The 15286-nt window shown below is 65.7% G+C and carries 18 protein-coding genes; 14 read left to right on the top strand and 4 right to left on the bottom strand.

What is annotated here, in order from left to right; genetic code table 11:
* Nucleotides 1-117: 117 nt before the first annotated feature.
* From JI746_RS16515 to JI746_RS16480, 8 genes are all read left to right on the top strand, one after another.
* Nucleotides 118-357: a hypothetical protein gene (locus JI746_RS16515; RefSeq protein ID WP_201690990.1), complete on the top strand. Its 240-nt coding sequence runs from the start codon at nt 118-120 to the stop codon at nt 355-357.
* A 169-nt stretch (nt 358-526) separates the two neighbouring features.
* Nucleotides 527-997, top strand: a complete 471-nt coding sequence (locus JI746_RS16510; protein WP_201690989.1) for a hypothetical protein — start codon at nt 527-529, stop codon at nt 995-997.
* Nucleotides 998-1129: 132 nt separating this feature from the next.
* Nucleotides 1130-1519: a hypothetical protein gene (locus tag JI746_RS16505; RefSeq protein WP_201690988.1), complete on the top strand. Its 390-nt coding sequence runs from the start codon at nt 1130-1132 to the stop codon at nt 1517-1519.
* Nucleotides 1520-1685: 166 nt separating this feature from the next.
* On the top strand, nt 1686-1907 hold the full coding sequence (locus tag JI746_RS16500; RefSeq protein ID WP_201690987.1) for a hypothetical protein: 222 nt from the start codon (nt 1686-1688) through the stop codon (nt 1905-1907).
* Nucleotides 1908-1909: 2 nt separating this feature from the next.
* Nucleotides 1910-2209, top strand: a complete 300-nt coding sequence (locus JI746_RS28370) for a type II toxin-antitoxin system RelE/ParE family toxin (RefSeq protein ID WP_201690985.1) — start codon at nt 1910-1912, stop codon at nt 2207-2209.
* 135 nt (nt 2210-2344) lie between these two features.
* A complete protein-coding gene (locus JI746_RS16490; protein WP_201690983.1) occupies nt 2345-2854 on the top strand; it encodes a hypothetical protein in 510 nt (169 codons plus the stop codon).
* A 238-nt stretch (nt 2855-3092) separates the two neighbouring features.
* The gene (locus JI746_RS16485; RefSeq protein WP_201690981.1) at nt 3093-3851 is read left to right on the top strand and encodes a hypothetical protein; all 759 of its coding nucleotides are present in this window, start codon (nt 3093-3095) and stop codon (nt 3849-3851) included.
* 839 nt (nt 3852-4690) lie between these two features.
* Nucleotides 4691-5650 carry a hypothetical protein gene (locus JI746_RS16480; RefSeq protein ID WP_201690979.1) on the top strand — a complete coding sequence of 320 codons (960 nt, stop codon included), beginning with the start codon at nt 4691-4693 and terminating at the stop codon, nt 5648-5650.
* An 80-nt stretch (nt 5651-5730) separates the two neighbouring features.
* Here JI746_RS16480 and kefC read toward each other — a convergent pair whose 3' ends face one another.
* Complete coding sequence (gene kefC, locus JI746_RS16475) at nt 5731-7572, bottom strand: glutathione-regulated potassium-efflux system protein KefC (RefSeq protein ID WP_201690977.1); 1842 nt, start codon at nt 7570-7572, stop codon at nt 5731-5733.
* Nucleotides 7573-8199, bottom strand: coding sequence for a glutathione-regulated potassium-efflux system oxidoreductase KefF (kefF, locus tag JI746_RS16470; RefSeq protein ID WP_201690975.1), 627 nt, complete (start codon nt 8197-8199; stop codon nt 7573-7575). It lies immediately after the preceding gene.
* Nucleotides 8200-8257: 58 nt separating this feature from the next.
* On the opposite strand from kefF, the gene JI746_RS16465 reads away from it, so the two are divergent.
* Nucleotides 8258-8875, top strand: coding sequence for a ParA family protein (locus JI746_RS16465; RefSeq protein ID WP_201690973.1), 618 nt, complete (start codon nt 8258-8260; stop codon nt 8873-8875).
* Nucleotides 8876-8896: 21 nt separating this feature from the next.
* Complete coding sequence (locus tag JI746_RS16460; RefSeq protein WP_201690971.1) at nt 8897-9352, top strand: MaoC family dehydratase; 456 nt, start codon at nt 8897-8899, stop codon at nt 9350-9352.
* A 193-nt stretch (nt 9353-9545) separates the two neighbouring features.
* On the opposite strand, the gene trmL is transcribed toward JI746_RS16460, so the two are convergent.
* Both trmL and JI746_RS16450 read right to left on the bottom strand, forming a co-directional pair.
* Nucleotides 9546-10016: a tRNA (uridine(34)/cytosine(34)/5-carboxymethylaminomethyluridine(34)-2'-O)-methyltransferase TrmL gene (gene trmL, locus JI746_RS16455; protein WP_201690969.1), complete on the bottom strand. Its 471-nt coding sequence runs from the start codon at nt 10014-10016 to the stop codon at nt 9546-9548.
* Between the two features lie 123 nt (nt 10017-10139).
* Nucleotides 10140-10841 (bottom strand): ComF family protein, encoded by a 702-nt coding sequence (locus JI746_RS16450; RefSeq protein ID WP_201690967.1) that lies wholly within the window; start codon nt 10839-10841, stop codon nt 10140-10142.
* Nucleotides 10842-10870: 29 nt separating this feature from the next.
* Between JI746_RS16450 and JI746_RS16445 the strand changes: the two genes are divergently transcribed.
* The 4 genes from JI746_RS16445 to ctaD all read left to right on the top strand — a co-directional run bounded on the left by JI746_RS16445 (nt 10871) and on the right by ctaD (nt 15284).
* Nucleotides 10871-11767 carry a class I SAM-dependent methyltransferase gene (locus JI746_RS16445; protein ID WP_201690965.1) on the top strand — a complete coding sequence of 299 codons (897 nt, stop codon included), beginning with the start codon at nt 10871-10873 and terminating at the stop codon, nt 11765-11767.
* 126 nt (nt 11768-11893) lie between these two features.
* Nucleotides 11894-12370 (top strand): DUF2244 domain-containing protein, encoded by a 477-nt coding sequence (locus tag JI746_RS16440; RefSeq protein ID WP_201690963.1) that lies wholly within the window; start codon nt 11894-11896, stop codon nt 12368-12370.
* A gap of 44 nt (nt 12371-12414) precedes the next feature.
* Nucleotides 12415-13578, top strand: a complete 1164-nt coding sequence (coxB, locus tag JI746_RS16435) for a cytochrome c oxidase subunit II (RefSeq protein WP_201690961.1) — start codon at nt 12415-12417, stop codon at nt 13576-13578.
* Nucleotides 13579-13607: 29 nt separating this feature from the next.
* Entirely contained in the window at nt 13608-15284 is a 1677-nt protein-coding gene (gene ctaD / locus JI746_RS16430; protein ID WP_201690960.1) for a cytochrome c oxidase subunit I, read from the top strand.
* The last annotated feature ends 2 nt before the right edge of the window (nt 15285-15286 follow it).

Here is a 15286-nt window from a genome sequence, read left to right as displayed (position 1 = left end):
AACGGCCTCCAAAAGCCTGCAAAATCGGCCACTGCGTAACCACCCTCGGGATGCCCGTTTACCACGCTGTTGCTGGCTTCAATATGCCGAACATGGGTGGCTTCATTACGGCGGTCGGTGACAATCGTCGAGAACCAAATTGCGGAAGCGCATGCGCCCACCTGCCGTACAGTGGAAAGGCTGCAGAGAGAAGGGCTCAATCGGCACGACGCCATTCACGCTGTCCGCTCGGTCATCGCCGCGTTTATGTACGACGCGATGAAGGGATCGAGCGCCGCGTCTCCCGACAGCGCGCAGGCGGAGCTCGACGCAAAGGTGGAGGCGCTCAACGCAAAAGCCTGGAGGGAGGGCAGATGACTGTGAGGTCTAACAGGTCGTTCGACACGGACACGCAGCGGCAGGGCGCCGCGAGCCGTGCGCGAGAGCATACGGCCCGCGGCGCCCTGCCGCTGCGTGCCGGTCAACTCCAACGTTAGGCGTCACTATAGTCATTGAGCGTAGACCAGCCGTTCGTATCATCTGCACCTTGGAACATTCGTTTCGCATACCTGCCAAGTACCTCCGTGAGCGGTACGTGCTCCTGGCTTTGGTCGCAGTAGTCTTCTCTGCTGGAGCTGTGTTTGTCGGTGTGCTCACCACGGAAGTCGCGGCTTTTGGCGTTCTGAGCGTTGTCATCGTCGAACTGCTTGTCTATCCGCTCTTCAAACTACGGGTGTGGGTCACGCTCTCATCTGAGGGTGTTCAGGCCAGGCATTTCTTCGGGGGACGCAGGGCTCTCGTAGAGTGGCGCACTCCCGTCGAGGTGCGCGATTACTGGCCCCCGAAGGGTGAGCGTGGGGTGGCGCTGTATCGGGTCGGACCTGGGGCGCAGCCGGAGACATTTCACTCCGCATTCATTCCTAACGCCATTCTTTGGTCGAAGGAATTTCGAGCGAGCTTGGCGTGCTTGGCTCCGCAGGATCATCCATTGAGCCAGTGGGTTGCCCGCGATGCCTAACTTGTTGGTCGACGCGGACACGTTGCGGCAAGGGGCCGCACGGCGCCGCTGGAAATCGTTGCACCGTGCGGCCCCTTGCCGCAACGTGCCGGTCACCTTTACGTTAGACCGCAAGTTATGAAACGTTCTCCCATGAGCCTCGCACTTCCCGCGTTTCGTTGGGTTTGGGCGCACCAATCACGCATTGGTGTGGCGGCTGCAACCGTCGCCTTCGTCGCTGGGCTGCTGGTGCCGAACCAGAGACTCTTCGGCTCCGTCCTCGTCAATTTTTCTCGCGCTGCGGTCGTCGTCGCCCTCTTGCTATGGGTGCTTTTGCAGCTCGTGAGGAAACGGAGGCCTGGCCTCAAATTGGTTGATGTCATCTCACAGCACACTGATAGGCCTAGGTATTCCGCAGTGGAGCGGATCGTCGTTGGAACTCTCTTTGCAGGCGTGGCGTTTTTCTACAGCTCAATCGGTGCGATGCTTGGTGGCGTTGCAGGTCTCGGAGTGGGCGTCTTCTTGAGAGCTGCGCAAGCATGAGGGCGTTGCGGTCTAACATGTCGTTCGACACGGACACGCACCGGCAAGGCGCCGCAAGCCGTGCGCGGGAGCATACGTCTTGCGGCGCCTTGCCGGTGCGTGCCGGTCAACTCCGACGTTAGACCGCAGCGTGGACCGTGGTGGCCGATCGGAGTACCATTTGCCTATGCAGCTGGCTACAGGTATCGTCGTGAATGGAAAGGTCGTGGTGGAGGGCCTTGACCTTCCCGAAGGTACGACCGTCACCATCCTCACCCGCGACAACGAGCCCGCGGTGAAGCTTTCGTCCAAGGAAGAGGCGGAGTTGCTCCAGGCTCTGGACGAAGCCGACGCGGAAGAAGGAATCTCCGCCGAGGAACTCTTCGCGCGGCTTCAGCGCTTCTGCTGAACTTGGCCCTCCAGGTCCGCATCAAGGCCCGCGCAGAACGCCAGATCGGCGCAGCGGCTGCGTGGTGGGCTGAGAACCGACCAGCCGCTCCAGGCGCAGTCATGGCGGATCTTCGCGGCGCTCTCGATTTGCTCGTTCGCGAACCTGGCGTCGGGAGCAAAGTGGAAACGTCCCGATCGGAGCTCGTGCGACGGCTCTATCTGGGCCGAATTCACTATTTCGTGTATTACCGCGTGAGGGGCAACACGCTCGAAGTCGTAGCGTTCTGGCACGAGCGCCGCGGTCGCAATCCGAGCGTGTGAGGCATGCGGTCTAACAGGTCGTTCGACGCGGACACGCACCGGCAAGGCGCCGCAAGCCGTGCGCGGGAGCATACGTCTTGCGGCGCCTTGCCGGTGCGTGCCGGTCAACTCCGACGTTAGACCTCAGGAGGCGCCATGCAGATTAGCTACAAGTTCTCTGTTCCCGCGCCCACGCCGCCTAAGGAGAGTCGCTCCGACGGGATCGTTCGCCATACGTACAACGAGTTCAGCTTGGACCTGCAGGATCACTGGCAGTCGTACCCAAGTCCTGACCCAAAGACGCTGAACTTCTACTCCGACAAGACCGGCGCTGCGATCATTCTTAGTGTTCAGTTCTTCGCCGTTCCAGACGAGAAGGCGGAAGAACTCGCAAACGTGTGCATCGACAGCCGAATCGAAGCACACGAGCAGCAATTCCCAGGACGCGTGAAGGTGCTGACACGCTCAGTTCGGCCCCACCCAGGCGGAATCGGCTGGGAGACGAGCTATTCTGCGGAGGCCGAAGGGCATAACCTGTTCATCTATGTTGGCTATGTCACCCCTCGGAAGGTCCTGAATTTCCAGATGGTGTGCAACCCTGGAAGAGAAGAGGGAGCGGCATTGTTCAACCAGGTGATGGAGGGCTTCCGTGTCAAGATGCCGTGAGGGCACACACGTATGCGTAGCCTGAGGTCTAACAGAACGGTCGACTTGGACACATTGCGGCAAGGGGCCGCACAGTGCCGTTGGAAATCCTGCACTGTGCGGCCCCCTACCGCAACGTGCCGGTCACCTTCACGTTAGGGACTGCCGAGTGCGCTCTCAAGAGGTCAGGCAGCGGCTTGCGTATCTTCACGGATACGCTGGGCTGTATTTCGGGCTCGACGCCTGTGAGAGAGGCAGCGTGAATCCCAAAGTTCGGGAAATGCTGAATGAGGTCGGTGACTTCATTCGAACTGCCCCGCCCGAGGAGGTTATGGAGCGAGGCGTGGCGCTGTGTTCAATTTTAGAGAAGGGGACGCCACCGAGCGGCCGAATTCGGCCGCGTCACGCGCCCGAGGAAATTGGCCGCGATTTCATCCGTCTCGGGAAAGACTACGACGTCTGGAGGTACGGCATCACCTATGGCTGGTTGGCGGAGCGGTTCGAGCCGCCGATCCTTTGGTTGCCCACTGATTTGCCTGGCCAAGCCCGTGTTGGTGTTGGCGTTCACGCAGGCACGGCGGCAACGGAGGAGGTAGCGCTACTCGATGACGCATTCTTCCTTTACGCCCTGGTGGGCCAAGCCAATGATCGAATGTGGGCGGAGCGAAGAAGGACGAAAGAGCCGGGTTCGGCGAGTGAGCTCGCCACTGCTCACCGGACGCTGACACGCCTAAACATGAACGTCGGCACGTACGCACGCCTGACAGTTCTAACTGCCGTGGCCTTCGTCGAGTCCCTTGTAAACAGCGTCGGAACTGAAGCAAGTCGGAGCGCAACGGGTCCAACGGTGCTCGAACAACTGCAAGGGATGCGGAAAGGACGCTATCTCAGTCTTGAGTTCAAACTTGAACGGTATCCTGCATTGATCCGGACGGATGCGCAGAGCCCTTGCGCATTATTGACGAAGCGCAGCGTCAGGAGCCGTTCCGCCGGTTTCTTGCCGAAACCAAAGAAGTAAGGGACGCTAGTATGCACTTCGGACCGTCGAAGGCGCCGATCATCTGCACACCACAGGAGTGGCTCGTGCGCGCGGAGAATGCACTCGCAGACGCTGTGGCGGTAGCACGGGCGTTTTGGATCGCGTGTTACCCAGGGGGAGGCCTCCCTGCGTACATTTATGCATTGGATGACAAGACATTCCGGCAGCGCGCGGCCGATCGCTTACCCCGACTCGAAGAAGATGGATTGGGGGAAAATGGCGGTCCTAATCGCGCCTAACAGGTCAGGTCGTTCGACACGGACACGCACCGGCATTGCGCCACAAGCCCTGCGCGGGAGCATACGACTCGCGGCGCAATGCCGGTGCGTGCCGGTCAACTCCGACGTTGAGCGCATGAAGGAGCGGCATTTCACATCCGCCGGACCCGAGTTGTCCGCTGACGTCCTCAACGGGCTCCGCGCAATAGGCTGCCATTGAACGGAGGAGCTTCATTCACTTGCTCTCGGGCGATGCTCCTACGATTCCGAGACGGGTGCTGTGTTTATCCAACTACTCGGCTCGGACGTGAACGCGCTCGGCGCGGCTACCGTTTCCGGGTTCCGACCGCTCGCTTCCCCTCCAACTGCAGGGTGCCGTTTTTCTAGAGTTGAATAGTTTCGGCAGAATCTACGGCTTGGAGAATCTTCGACCGAGACGACTGCCTAGAGTAACTCCGTGCCAGTGCGCTTTAGCGGGTCGTCCAACACGGACGCACACCAGCATTGCGCTGCGTGCGGTGCGTCCGAGCACACGCCTCGTGGTGGAACGGCGCTGCATTTGGAACGTTGACGTTAGCTGTCATCACCCAGAGCTGATTCATGACCCAGAAATACGTCCTGTCGGTGTTTGTTCTTTCTTTCTTCGTTGTCGGATGCGCGTCAGTGCCGCAATCCCATGACTTGTCCTCCGAAGCCGTGTCGAAGGTTCCGCAGGCCCGTGTTGTGGTGATTGCCCCCGGTGCGAGTTCGCTCGCCAGCGGTACGCGCTTCGACGCGGAACACGCTCCCGTAGCGGGCCTTCCGGCACCCGGATTGACCCCGCTTCAGGCAGTCACACCAGCGGGTATCGTGGGAGGAGCCATTGCCGCGGGGTTGATCGGCGCGCTGGTGGGAGCGGACGCGCAAGCGCAGAGAAGGGAAAGCCTGGAACTGCTCGCTCGGGAAGGGCATATTCCCAGCCAGGAATATGCGCGTTCAGTCGCACAGCGCGAATTCACTGCGCTCGCATCCAGGCAGACGCCAATGCGCATCACCGACGTAGTCATGGCCAGTTCGTCGTCGGAAGGCGCCGTCGAATCCGCCCGGGGAGCGTCATTGTCGGCGGTCATGCAATTCCTCTTGCGCCAGACCATGTCCGTCGACCTCTCACGGCTTCGGATCCATGTGCGGGCCAGGTTGATCGGCCCTGGCGGCGCGGAGCTGATGGACCAAAACGTGTTTTATCTTCCTGTCTCGATTCCGGGCGTCACGAAAGAGGAGGCGCTTGGGAACTGGAAGCACGAGGACTATCGGCTGTATCGGGACCATGTGGAAAAGGGGATCGCCGGTGCAGTTGACGCAATGAACGCACTGGCGTTCTCGAAGCTCGTCAACGATCCAGAATCGTTTCCGGATGGCGGTGCAATGCTGAAGAGGACGAGTTGCTTCGGTGGCGACTACGACGCCGGAATTCCAATGAGTGCCTACCAAGGCGGCCGCATCCTGCCGACACGTTCCGGCATCACCGCGATCAAGCTTCAGAACGGAGACGTTCTGGTGTTCCCGCGGTGTGAGACATAGGCTCGCGACAAGGCGTGGCGGCAGCTGACAGATTCGTCGAGACCCGCTGATGCCGGCAAATCGGTCCGCGCGCGCAGTCGCTAATGCATCGTCTCATCCCACCCCGGCATCCGCTCATCCCCCCGCTTGCGCCGCGCCTCGTTCTCGGCCCGCTCGCGCGCCATCTGTTCCTCGAACTGCTGCCGCCCTTCCTTGACCACCGCGATCATGCGCGCGCGGTCGCGGTGCTCGGGGTACATCTTCTCGAACAGCGCCAGGTTGTGGCGGCGAAAGCGCATCGCGTGCTGGCGCGCCTGGTGCGGCGTCTGCCCCAGGAGCTCCAGCACCGTGCGCCCGCTGCGCAGGCTGGATTCGAACAGCTCGCGCTGCACGCGCATCACGCCGCGGTCGCGCAACGCATTCCAGTGCGGCACGTCGCGGGCGCGGGCCACCAGTTCGAGCTGGGGGAAGTTCTCGCGTGCCAGGTCCACGATGCGCAGCGACTGTTCCTTGTCGTCGACGGCAACGACCAGCACGCGCGCCGTCTCCGCGCCCGCGGTGCGCAGCAGGTCGAGCCGCGTGGCGTCGCCGTAGTGGACCTTGTAGCCGAATGAGCGCGCAGCCTCCACCATGTCGGCGTCGTGATCGAGCACGGTGGAGGCGATGCCTTCGGAATTGAGCATGCGGCCGACGATCTGGCCGTAGCGGCCGAAGCCGGCGATGATGACCGGCGCGGCCTGCGGCTCGCTCAGCTCCGGCAGGCGGCGCTCGCCGTCGGCGAAGCGGGGCAGCAGGTAGCGGTCGACGGCCAGCAGCAGCAGCGGCGTCAGCAGCATGGAGACCGCCACCGCGCCGATCAGGAGCGATGCGGTCTGTGCGGAGAAGACCTTCGCGCCCGCCGCGGCCTGGAACACGACGAAGGCGAACTCGCCGCCTTGCGCCAGCAGGAGCGTGAACACGGGCCGTTCGGCCAGCGGAATGCCCATCGGCTTCGCGATGCCCCAGATCACGGCGCACTTCAGGGCCAGCAGCAGCACCACGATCAGCGCCATCCAGCCCGGTGAGCGGGCGAGCACGCCGAAGTCGATGCTCATGCCCACCGCGATGAAGAAGAGACCGAGCAGCAGCCCCTTGAACGGCTCGAGGTCGGTCTCCAGTTCGCGCTTGTATTCGCTTTCCGCCAGCAGCACGCCGGCCAGGAAGGCGCCGAGCGCCATCGACAGGCCGATCATCTGCATGAGGGCGGCGATCGCCACCACCAGCAGCAGCGCCGCCGCGGTGAAGATCTCCGGCGTGCGGCTCTTGGCGATCCAGCGCAGCACGGGCCGCAGCGCGAGCCGGCCACCGAGGATGATCCCGCCGATCACGCCGACGATCCACAGTGCCTCGAAGCCGCCGTCGCCGCCCGCATCGGTGTCGCGCGTTCCTCCCAGCAGCGGCAGCAGGGCGAGGATGGGGATCGCGGCAACGTCCTGGAACAGCAGGATGGAAAAGCCCGCCCGCCCGCTGCTGGTGGGCAGCAGGTTGCGCTCGCCCAGCACCTGCAGCGCGATCGCGGTGGACGAGAGCGCCAGCCCCAGGGCAGCCACCAGCGCGATGCGCCAGGGGGCACCGGCGATCATGGCGGCCGCGAACAGCAGCGCCGCGCATCCCAGCACCTGCGCGCTGCCCCAGCCGAAGATCGGCCGGCGCAGGCTCCACAGGCGGCGCGGCTCCAGTTCGAGGCCGATGAGGAACAGCATCAGCACCACGCCGAATTCGGCGAAGTGCAGGATGTCTTCCACGTTGGTGACGAGGCCGAAGCCCCAGGGGCCGATCACGATGCCGGCGGCGAGGTAGCCCAGGATCGAGCCGAGGCCGATCGCGCGCGAGAGCGGCACGGCGATCACCGCCGCGGCCAGGTAGATCAGGCTGTTGGTCAGCCAGGCCGGTGCGTGTTCCATTCAGGCCTGGCGCGCGGGACGGTCGGTGGCCGGCACGTCCGTGATCGGGCAGCTGCCCATTTCGGCGATCTCCGGCCAGTCCGGATAGCTCGCCAGCCGATCGCGGAAGACCTGGGCGTGCCCATCGAGTTCCTCCCGCGCCGCGCGATGTGCGCCATGCAGCAGCAGCGGCGGCAGGAAGCGCATGCCGCACAGCGCTGCGGTCTGCTCGTACGGCGGCAGGAAGGCATCGAAGAAATAGCGGTTGTAGCCCTGGGGATGGTAGGAGGTCTCGGGACCGCCCGTGCTGGCCACGAGCCACAGGTCCTTGCCGTGCAGCGCGGTGCCCGCACGCCCGTAGGCCCACCCGTAGCGCAGCACCTCGTCGAGCCACAGTTTCATCAGGGCCGGCATCGAGTACCACTGGATCGGGTGCAGCAGCACGAGCAGATCCGCCGCCTGCACGTTGGCCTGTTCGGTGTCGACGTCGATGTCGTAGTCGGGATACAGCGCGTAGAGGTCGGACACCTCCACGCCGGGGACGCTGCGCGCCTGCTGCAGCAGCAGCCGGGTCACCCGCGACTCGCGCCAGTCGGGGTGCGCGGCCAGCACGTAGACACCGGGGCGGCGGGTGGCGGGCTCATCCATGCCTGTAACATAGCCCAAAGCGGCCTGTGACGGGGCCGCGCGACTCAGGAGCCCGTTCATGCCGGTCGTCGTCGTTGCGAACCCGAAAGGTGGCGTGGGCAAGTCCACGATCGCCACCAACATCGCAGGATTCTTCGCCAGCCGCGGCCACGGGGTGATGCTCGGCGACGCCGACCGCCAGCAATCCTCGCGCCTGTGGCTGCGGCTGCGGCCACCCGAGGCGCGCGCGATCAGCAGCTGGGAGATGGGCGAAGGCCGGATCGCCAAACCGCCCAAGGGCACGACGCACGTGGTGCTTGACACTCCGGCGGGCATGCAGGGCCGCCTGCTGCAGGAGGCGCTGCGCTTCGCGGACAAGGTGGTGGTGCCGCTGCAGGCGAGCATCTTCGACATCTATGCCACGCGCGCCTTCCTCGACGAACTGGCGCTGCTGCGCAAGGCCGGGCGCATGCAGGTGGGCATCGTCGGCATGCGCGTCGACGCGCGCACGATCGCCGCCGACAAGCTGCAGGAGTTCGTGGAGGGCCTGGGGCTGCCGGTCCTCGGCCTGCTGCGGCCGACGCAGAACTACGTGCACCTGGCCGCGCGCGGGCTCACGCTGTGGGACGTGGCGCCGGGCAAGGTCGAACGCGACCTCGAACAGTGGCAGGGGATCGCACGCTGGCTGGAAGCGTGAGTCCGGTGCTGTAATCGCCGCATGAAGATCTTCGACTCCCTCGCCGAATTGCCGCCGCTGACGGGCCAGGAGCTCGCGGTGAGCGACTGGATCACCGTCACGCAGCAGCAGATCGATCTCTTTGCCGACGCGACCGGCGACCACCAGTGGATCCACGTCGACCCGGAGCGCGCCAAGGCGGGCCCGTTCGGCGGCACGATCGCGCATGGTTTCCTCACGCTGTCGCTGATCCCCAGGATGGTGGAGTCGGCCCTGGAGATCCGCCATCTCCGGATGAGCGTCAACTACGGGCTCAACCGGGTGCGCTTTCCCGCGCCGGTGCCGGCCGGCAGCCGCCTGCGCGCGCGGATCAAGCTGCTGGAGTGCCAGCCCTTGCCGGACAACGGGATGCAGATCGTCTGGGAGATCACGGTCGAGCGCGAGGGCGCCGACAAGCCCGTGTGTGTCTCCGAATCGGTGACGCGGCGCTACGCCTGAGCGCGTAAAGGGTAACCGCTCCTTACGGCGCCCAAAAAAAATGCCCGCACGAAGCGGGCAAAGAAGAAAGGAGTCTGGGTTGCCTGGCCTGCCCTGATCGGGCCGGTTAGGGAGCAGATGCGGGACCGTACGTCGCCTTTCAAACACAGCCGCTTGAAAGCAAGTATTTCGTGTGTCGCGCAAGGCACAAGGCTCAGGCGGCCCCAGCGAAGCCCTGCTGGCGCCAGGCTTCGAAGACCGTGACCGCCACGGCGTTCGAAAGGTTGAGGCTGCGCTGGCCGGCGCGCATGGGCAGGCGCAGGCGCTGGGCGGCGGGCAGGCTCTCCAGCAGCGCCGCGGGCAGGCCGCGCGTCTCCGAGCCGAAGACGAGCCAGTCGCCGGGCGAGAAGGCCACCTCGTGCACCGGCCGGCTGGCGCGCGTGGTGAGCGCGAAGAGGCGCCCGGGCGCCGGCTGCTCGGTTTGAAGCAGAGCCGCCCAGCTGGCGTGTTTTCGCACCTCGGCGTACTCGTGGTAGTCGAGCCCGGCGCGGCGCATGTAGCGGTCTTCCATCGAAAAGCCCAGCGGCTCGACCAGGTGCAAGGTGCAGCCGGTGTTGGCAGCCAGGCGGATGACGTTGCCGGTGTTGGGCGGGATTTCGGGCGTGACGAGCACGATGTGGAACATCGTCGGATTCTCGCCGGGCATCGCCAACCCGTAGGCTGGTGGTGACGCGCGCATGCGCCGGAACCCCAGCGATGCGCGAAGCGCTGGGGTTCCCGGCGCGCGTTGCGCGCGGTCACCGCCAGCCTACAAGCTCGTGCGCGCAAGCACGACCGCGGACACCCGCGCCGCCCCCGCCTGCCGCAAGGCCCGCGCCGCCGCGTGCAGGGACGCCCCGCTCGTCATCACATCGTCCACCAGCACCAGCCGCCGGCCCCTCAGCTCGTTCGCCCGCAGGGGCTCGACACCGAAGGCTCCCTCCACGTTGCGCTGGCGCGCCGCGCGGTCCAGCGCCGCCTGCGAGCCGGTCTCCCGCAGCCGCAGCAGCAGGTGGGCGTCCGATTTCGGGCCGGCCAGCTGCCGCGCCAGCAGCCAAGCCTGGTTGAAGCCGCGCTCCGCCAGCCGCGCCGGCGCGAGCGGCATCGGCAGGACCGCATCAGCGCACGCGAGTTCCTGGTCGACGCCCGCAATCCCGCCCATGTACCGCGCCAGCGTCGCGGCCCAGCCGGGCTCGCCCTGGAACTTGAAGCGGCCCACCAGCCCCGACCACGGAAACGCGTAATCGACCGCGGCAAAGCAGGCGTCCAGCGGCGGCGGCTCGCGCACGCAGGCGCCGCAGGTGCGCACGCCGGCCGGCAGCGGCAGGGCGCAGCGCTCGCAGCGATGCCGCGGGCCTGCGAAGCGTGCCCGGCAGCCATCGCACAAGGGCTGCGCCGGCCAGGCGCCGCAGACGGCGCAGCGGCCCGGCGGCTCGGCAAGGCGCTGCAACAGCCGGGCGAATCGCACCATGCGGGTCAATATACTGGGCGCCCCCCACCATGGCATCCTCCGAACGACCCCCCACCATCGACCCCGTCGCCGCCGCGCGCTGGGAACGCGCGGCCCCCGCCGCCAGCCCCTGGCTGCACGAGGAGGTGGGCCGCCGGATGCAGGAGCGCCTGGAATGGATCAAGCGCGCACCGCAGGCCTGGACCGACTGGGAGCCGGTGCGCGGCGGCCTCGAGGCCCATGCGCTGGTTGCGCAACGCTATCCGCAGGCGCGGGCCCACGTGGTCGAGACGGTGGCCGAACGCGCCGCGGTCGCGCGCGAGCGCCTGGGCAAGCCGTGGTGGAAGCGCATCGCCGGCGGTGGCGCCGTCGAGATCGGCGCCGTGCCCGCCGGCGGCGCGCAGATGCTGTGGTCCAACATGGGCCTGCACACCGCGGCCGATCCGCAAACCATGCTGCGCCAGTGGCACGAGGCGCTCGCCGTCGACGGCTTCCTGATGTTCTCCTGCCTCGGTCCGGACACGCTCCGGGAACTGCGCTCGCTCTATGCGGCGCTCGGCTGGCCGCCGCCCGGCCACGAGTTCACCGACATGCACGACTGGGGCGACATGCTGGTGCACGGCGGCTTTGCCGAGCCGGTGATGGACATGGAACGCATCACGCTGGCCTTCGACACGCCCGAGCGGCTGCTGGCCGAATTGCGCGAACTCGGCGCCAACCTGCATCCGGCGCGCTTCCCGGCCCTGCGCGGGCGCGCCTGGCAGGCCCGGCTGCAGCAGGAACTGGCGCAACACCTGCGGGGCGCCGACGGCAAGCTCACGCTCACCTTCGAGATCATCTACGGCCACGCGATCAAGCCGCTGCCACGCGCCCGCATGGGCGAGGAAAGCGCGGTGCCGCTGTCGGACATGCGGACGATGTTGCGCGGCGGCCGCGGGCGCGCGTGAGATCGTCGCTCGCCGCCCTCGCGGGCAGCAAATCGACGCTGCTTGCGGCATGTCAATGCACCCCGCACCGAAAAGTGGCACATCCGGGGCGGCTACAATGCGCGGCTGATTCTGGTGCGCCGCGCCGTGTCGAACCTCGTATTCCGTTTCGCCATCGTCCAGGGGCAGGCCATCCACTGGTTCCTGGGCCGCAACTGCTCGGTCACGCCCGCCCAGCTGGGTTGGCTGTACCTGTCGCTGTGCGTCTTGTCGTTCGGGATCGCGGCTTTCTTCTGGTTCCAGGGTGCGGTGCTGGTCCTGCCTTTCACGTGGGTCGAGCTGGCGGCGGTGGGCGTCGCGTTCATGGCCTACGCGCGCCACGCGGCGGACCGCGAGCACATCCTGCTGCAGGGCCGCAGGCTGGTGGTGGAACTGGAGAGCGCGGGTCGCCTGGAGCGCGCCGAGTTCAACCGCGACTGGGTGCGCGTCGAGCCGGCAGCGGACGACCGCTCGCTGATCGAGGTGTCGGGCCAGGGGCAGCGGGTGAACATCGGGCGCTTCGTGCGGCCGGAACTGCGGCCGGCCCTGGCGCGGGAGCTGCGGCAGGCCTTGCGGGAAGCGTGAGCAGGTCAGAAGAACGGGTTAACTGAGGCTTGAGGCTGAAAACGATGAAGAGAAATTCGAAGATCGGGGCGCTGCTGACGCTGGGTGGCGCGCTGGCCGGCACGGCCTCCGCCGCCGTGCAGGACCTGCCTGGCGGCCCCGCGGTCCGCCAGCTGAACCTGCATGCCGCCGCGACGCGCATCGCCGTCGAACAGTCATGGCTGCACTGGTTCATGCTGATCACGTGCACCGTGATCTTCGTGCTGGTGTTCGGCGTGATGTTCTATTCCATCTGGAAGCACCGCAAGTCGGTGGGCCACAAGCCGGCCAACTTCCACGAATCGGTGATGGTCGAACTGCTCTGGACGGCCGTTCCCTTCGTCATCGTGATCCTGATGGCGCTGCCGGCCACCAAGGTGCTGGTCGCCTCCAAGGACACCTCCAACGCCGACGTGACGATCAAGGCCACCGGCTACCAGTGGAAGTGGGGCTACGACTACCTCACCGGTGAAGCCCAGGGCGTGAGCTTCCTGTCCACCATCGACCCGGTGCACCGCGAGATCTCCAACGCCGGCGCCCAGGGCAGCGACGTGCCGAACGACTACCTGCTGAAGGTCGACAACCCGATGGTCGTGCCGGTCAACAAGAAGATCCGGGTCATCACCACCGCCAACGACGTGATCCACGCCTGGGGCGTGCCGGCCTTCGGCGTCAAGCAGGATGCCATCCCCGGCTTCGTGCGCGACACCTGGTTCCGCAGCGAGAAGGTGGGCGATTTCTACGGCCAATGCTACGAGCTGTGCGGCAAGGAGCACGCCTACATGCCGATCCACGTGAAGGTGCTGTCGCAGGAAGACTTCGCCAAGTGGGCCGACGACCAGAAGAAGGTGATGGCCGCCAAGGCCGATGACCCGGCCAAGGTCTGGACGCTGGCCGACATCACCGCCCGCGGCGAGAAGGTCTACAACGCCAACTGCTCCGCCTGCCACCAGCCCAATGGCAAGGGCGCCGGCCCGATCCTGCCGCTGGACGGCTCGCCGATCGTGAACGACGCCGACAAGACCAAGCAGATCCAGGTGGTGCTCAATGGCCGCAACGCGATGCCGCCGTGGAAGCAGCTGAGCGACACGGACCTCGCGGCCGTGATCAGCTTCACCAAGAACCACTGGAGCAACAAGACCGGCCAGATCGTGCAGCCCGCCGAAGTGCTGGCGCAGCGCGGCAAGTAAACCGCGGCAGAGGAACCCAAGGAAATCAGATGAGCGCTGTTCTCGACCCGCACGGCCACGCCGGCCACCACGACGATCATCACGAACACGCGCCCGCCGGCTGGCAGCGCTGGGTGTTCGCGACCAACCACAAGGACATCGGGACGCTGTACCTGCTGTTCTCGTTCACCATGCTGATGCTGGGTGGGCTGCTGGCGATGTTCATCCGCGCCGAGCTGTACCAGCCCGGGCTGCAGCTGTTCAACCCCGAGCTGTTCAACCAGTTCACCACGATGCACGGGATCATCATGGTGTTCGGCGCGATCATGCCGGCCTTCGTGGGCTTCGCGAACTGGATGGTCCCGCTGCAGATCGGCGCGCCCGACATGGCCTTCGCGCGGATGAACAACTTCAGCTTCTGGCTGCTCATCCCGGCCGCGCTGATGCTGGTGATCTCGTTCTTCATGCCCGGCGGCGCCCCCGCGGCCGGCTGGACGATCTACGCGCCGCTGACGCTGCAGATGGGCCCCTCGATGGACTACGCGATCTTCGCGCTGCACATCATGGGCGCGAGCTCGATCATGGGCTCGATCAACATCATCGTGACCATCCTCAACATGCGCGCCCCCGGCATGTCGCTGATGAAGATGCCGATGTTCTGCTGGACCTGGCTGATCACGGCCTACCTGCTGATCGCCGTGATGCCGGTGCTGGCCGGCGCCATCACGATGACGCTGACGGACCGCCACTTCGGCACCACGTTCTTCAACCCCGCCGGCGGCGGCGACCCGGTGATGTACCAGCACATCTTCTGGTTCTTCGGCCACCCCGAGGTCTACATCATGATCCTGCCGGCCTTCGGCATCATCAGCCAGGTCGTGCCCGCCTTCTCGCGCAAGCGCCTGTTCGGCTACGCCTCCATGGTGTACGCCACCAGCTCGATCGCGATCCTGTCCTTCATCGTGTGGGCGCACCACATGTTCACCACCGGCATGCCGGTGACGGGTCAGCTGTTCTTCATGTACGCCACGATGCTGATCGCGGTGCCGACGGCGGTGAAGATCTTCAACTGGATCGCGACGATGTGGCAGGGCTCGATGACGTTCGAGACGCCGATGCTGTTCGCCGTGGGCTTCATCTTCGTGTTCACCATCGGCGGCTTCACCGGCCTGATCCTGGCCATGGCGCCGATCGACCTGCTGCTGCAGGACACCTACTACGTGGTGGCGCACTTCCACTACGTGCTGGTGGCCGGCTCGCTGTACGCGATCTTCTCCGGCTTCTACTACTGGGCGCCCAAGTGGACGGGCGTGATGTACAACGAGTCGCGCGGCAAGATCCACTTCTGGTGGTCGCTGATCTCCTTCAACGTCACCTTCTTCCCGATGCACTTCCTGGGGCTGGCCGGCATGCCGCGCCGCTACGCCGACTACCCGATGCAGTTCGCCGACTTCAATGCGGTGGCGTCCATCGGCGCCTTCTTCTTCGGCTTCGCCCAGGTGTACTTCTTCTTCTTCGTCGCGCTGCCCATGATGCGCGGCCAGGGCACGCCCGCCGCGCAGCGTCCGTGGAACGATGCCGACGGCAAGGGCGCCGAGGGCCTGGAATGGGAAGTGCCGTCGCCGGCGCCCTTCCACACCTTCGAGACGCCCCCGCGCCTGGACGCGACGGCCACCCGCGTGCTCGATGCGCGCGTGCAGCCGGAGAACCCGGCCGGCGTGCACTGAAG

Source organism: Ramlibacter alkalitolerans, assembly GCF_016722765.1.
Taxonomy (GTDB): Bacteria; Pseudomonadota; Gammaproteobacteria; order Burkholderiales; family Burkholderiaceae_C; genus Ramlibacter; species Ramlibacter alkalitolerans.
Note: the sequence above shows the minus strand (reverse complement) of the source record. Positions and strands in the feature narration are given on the sequence as shown.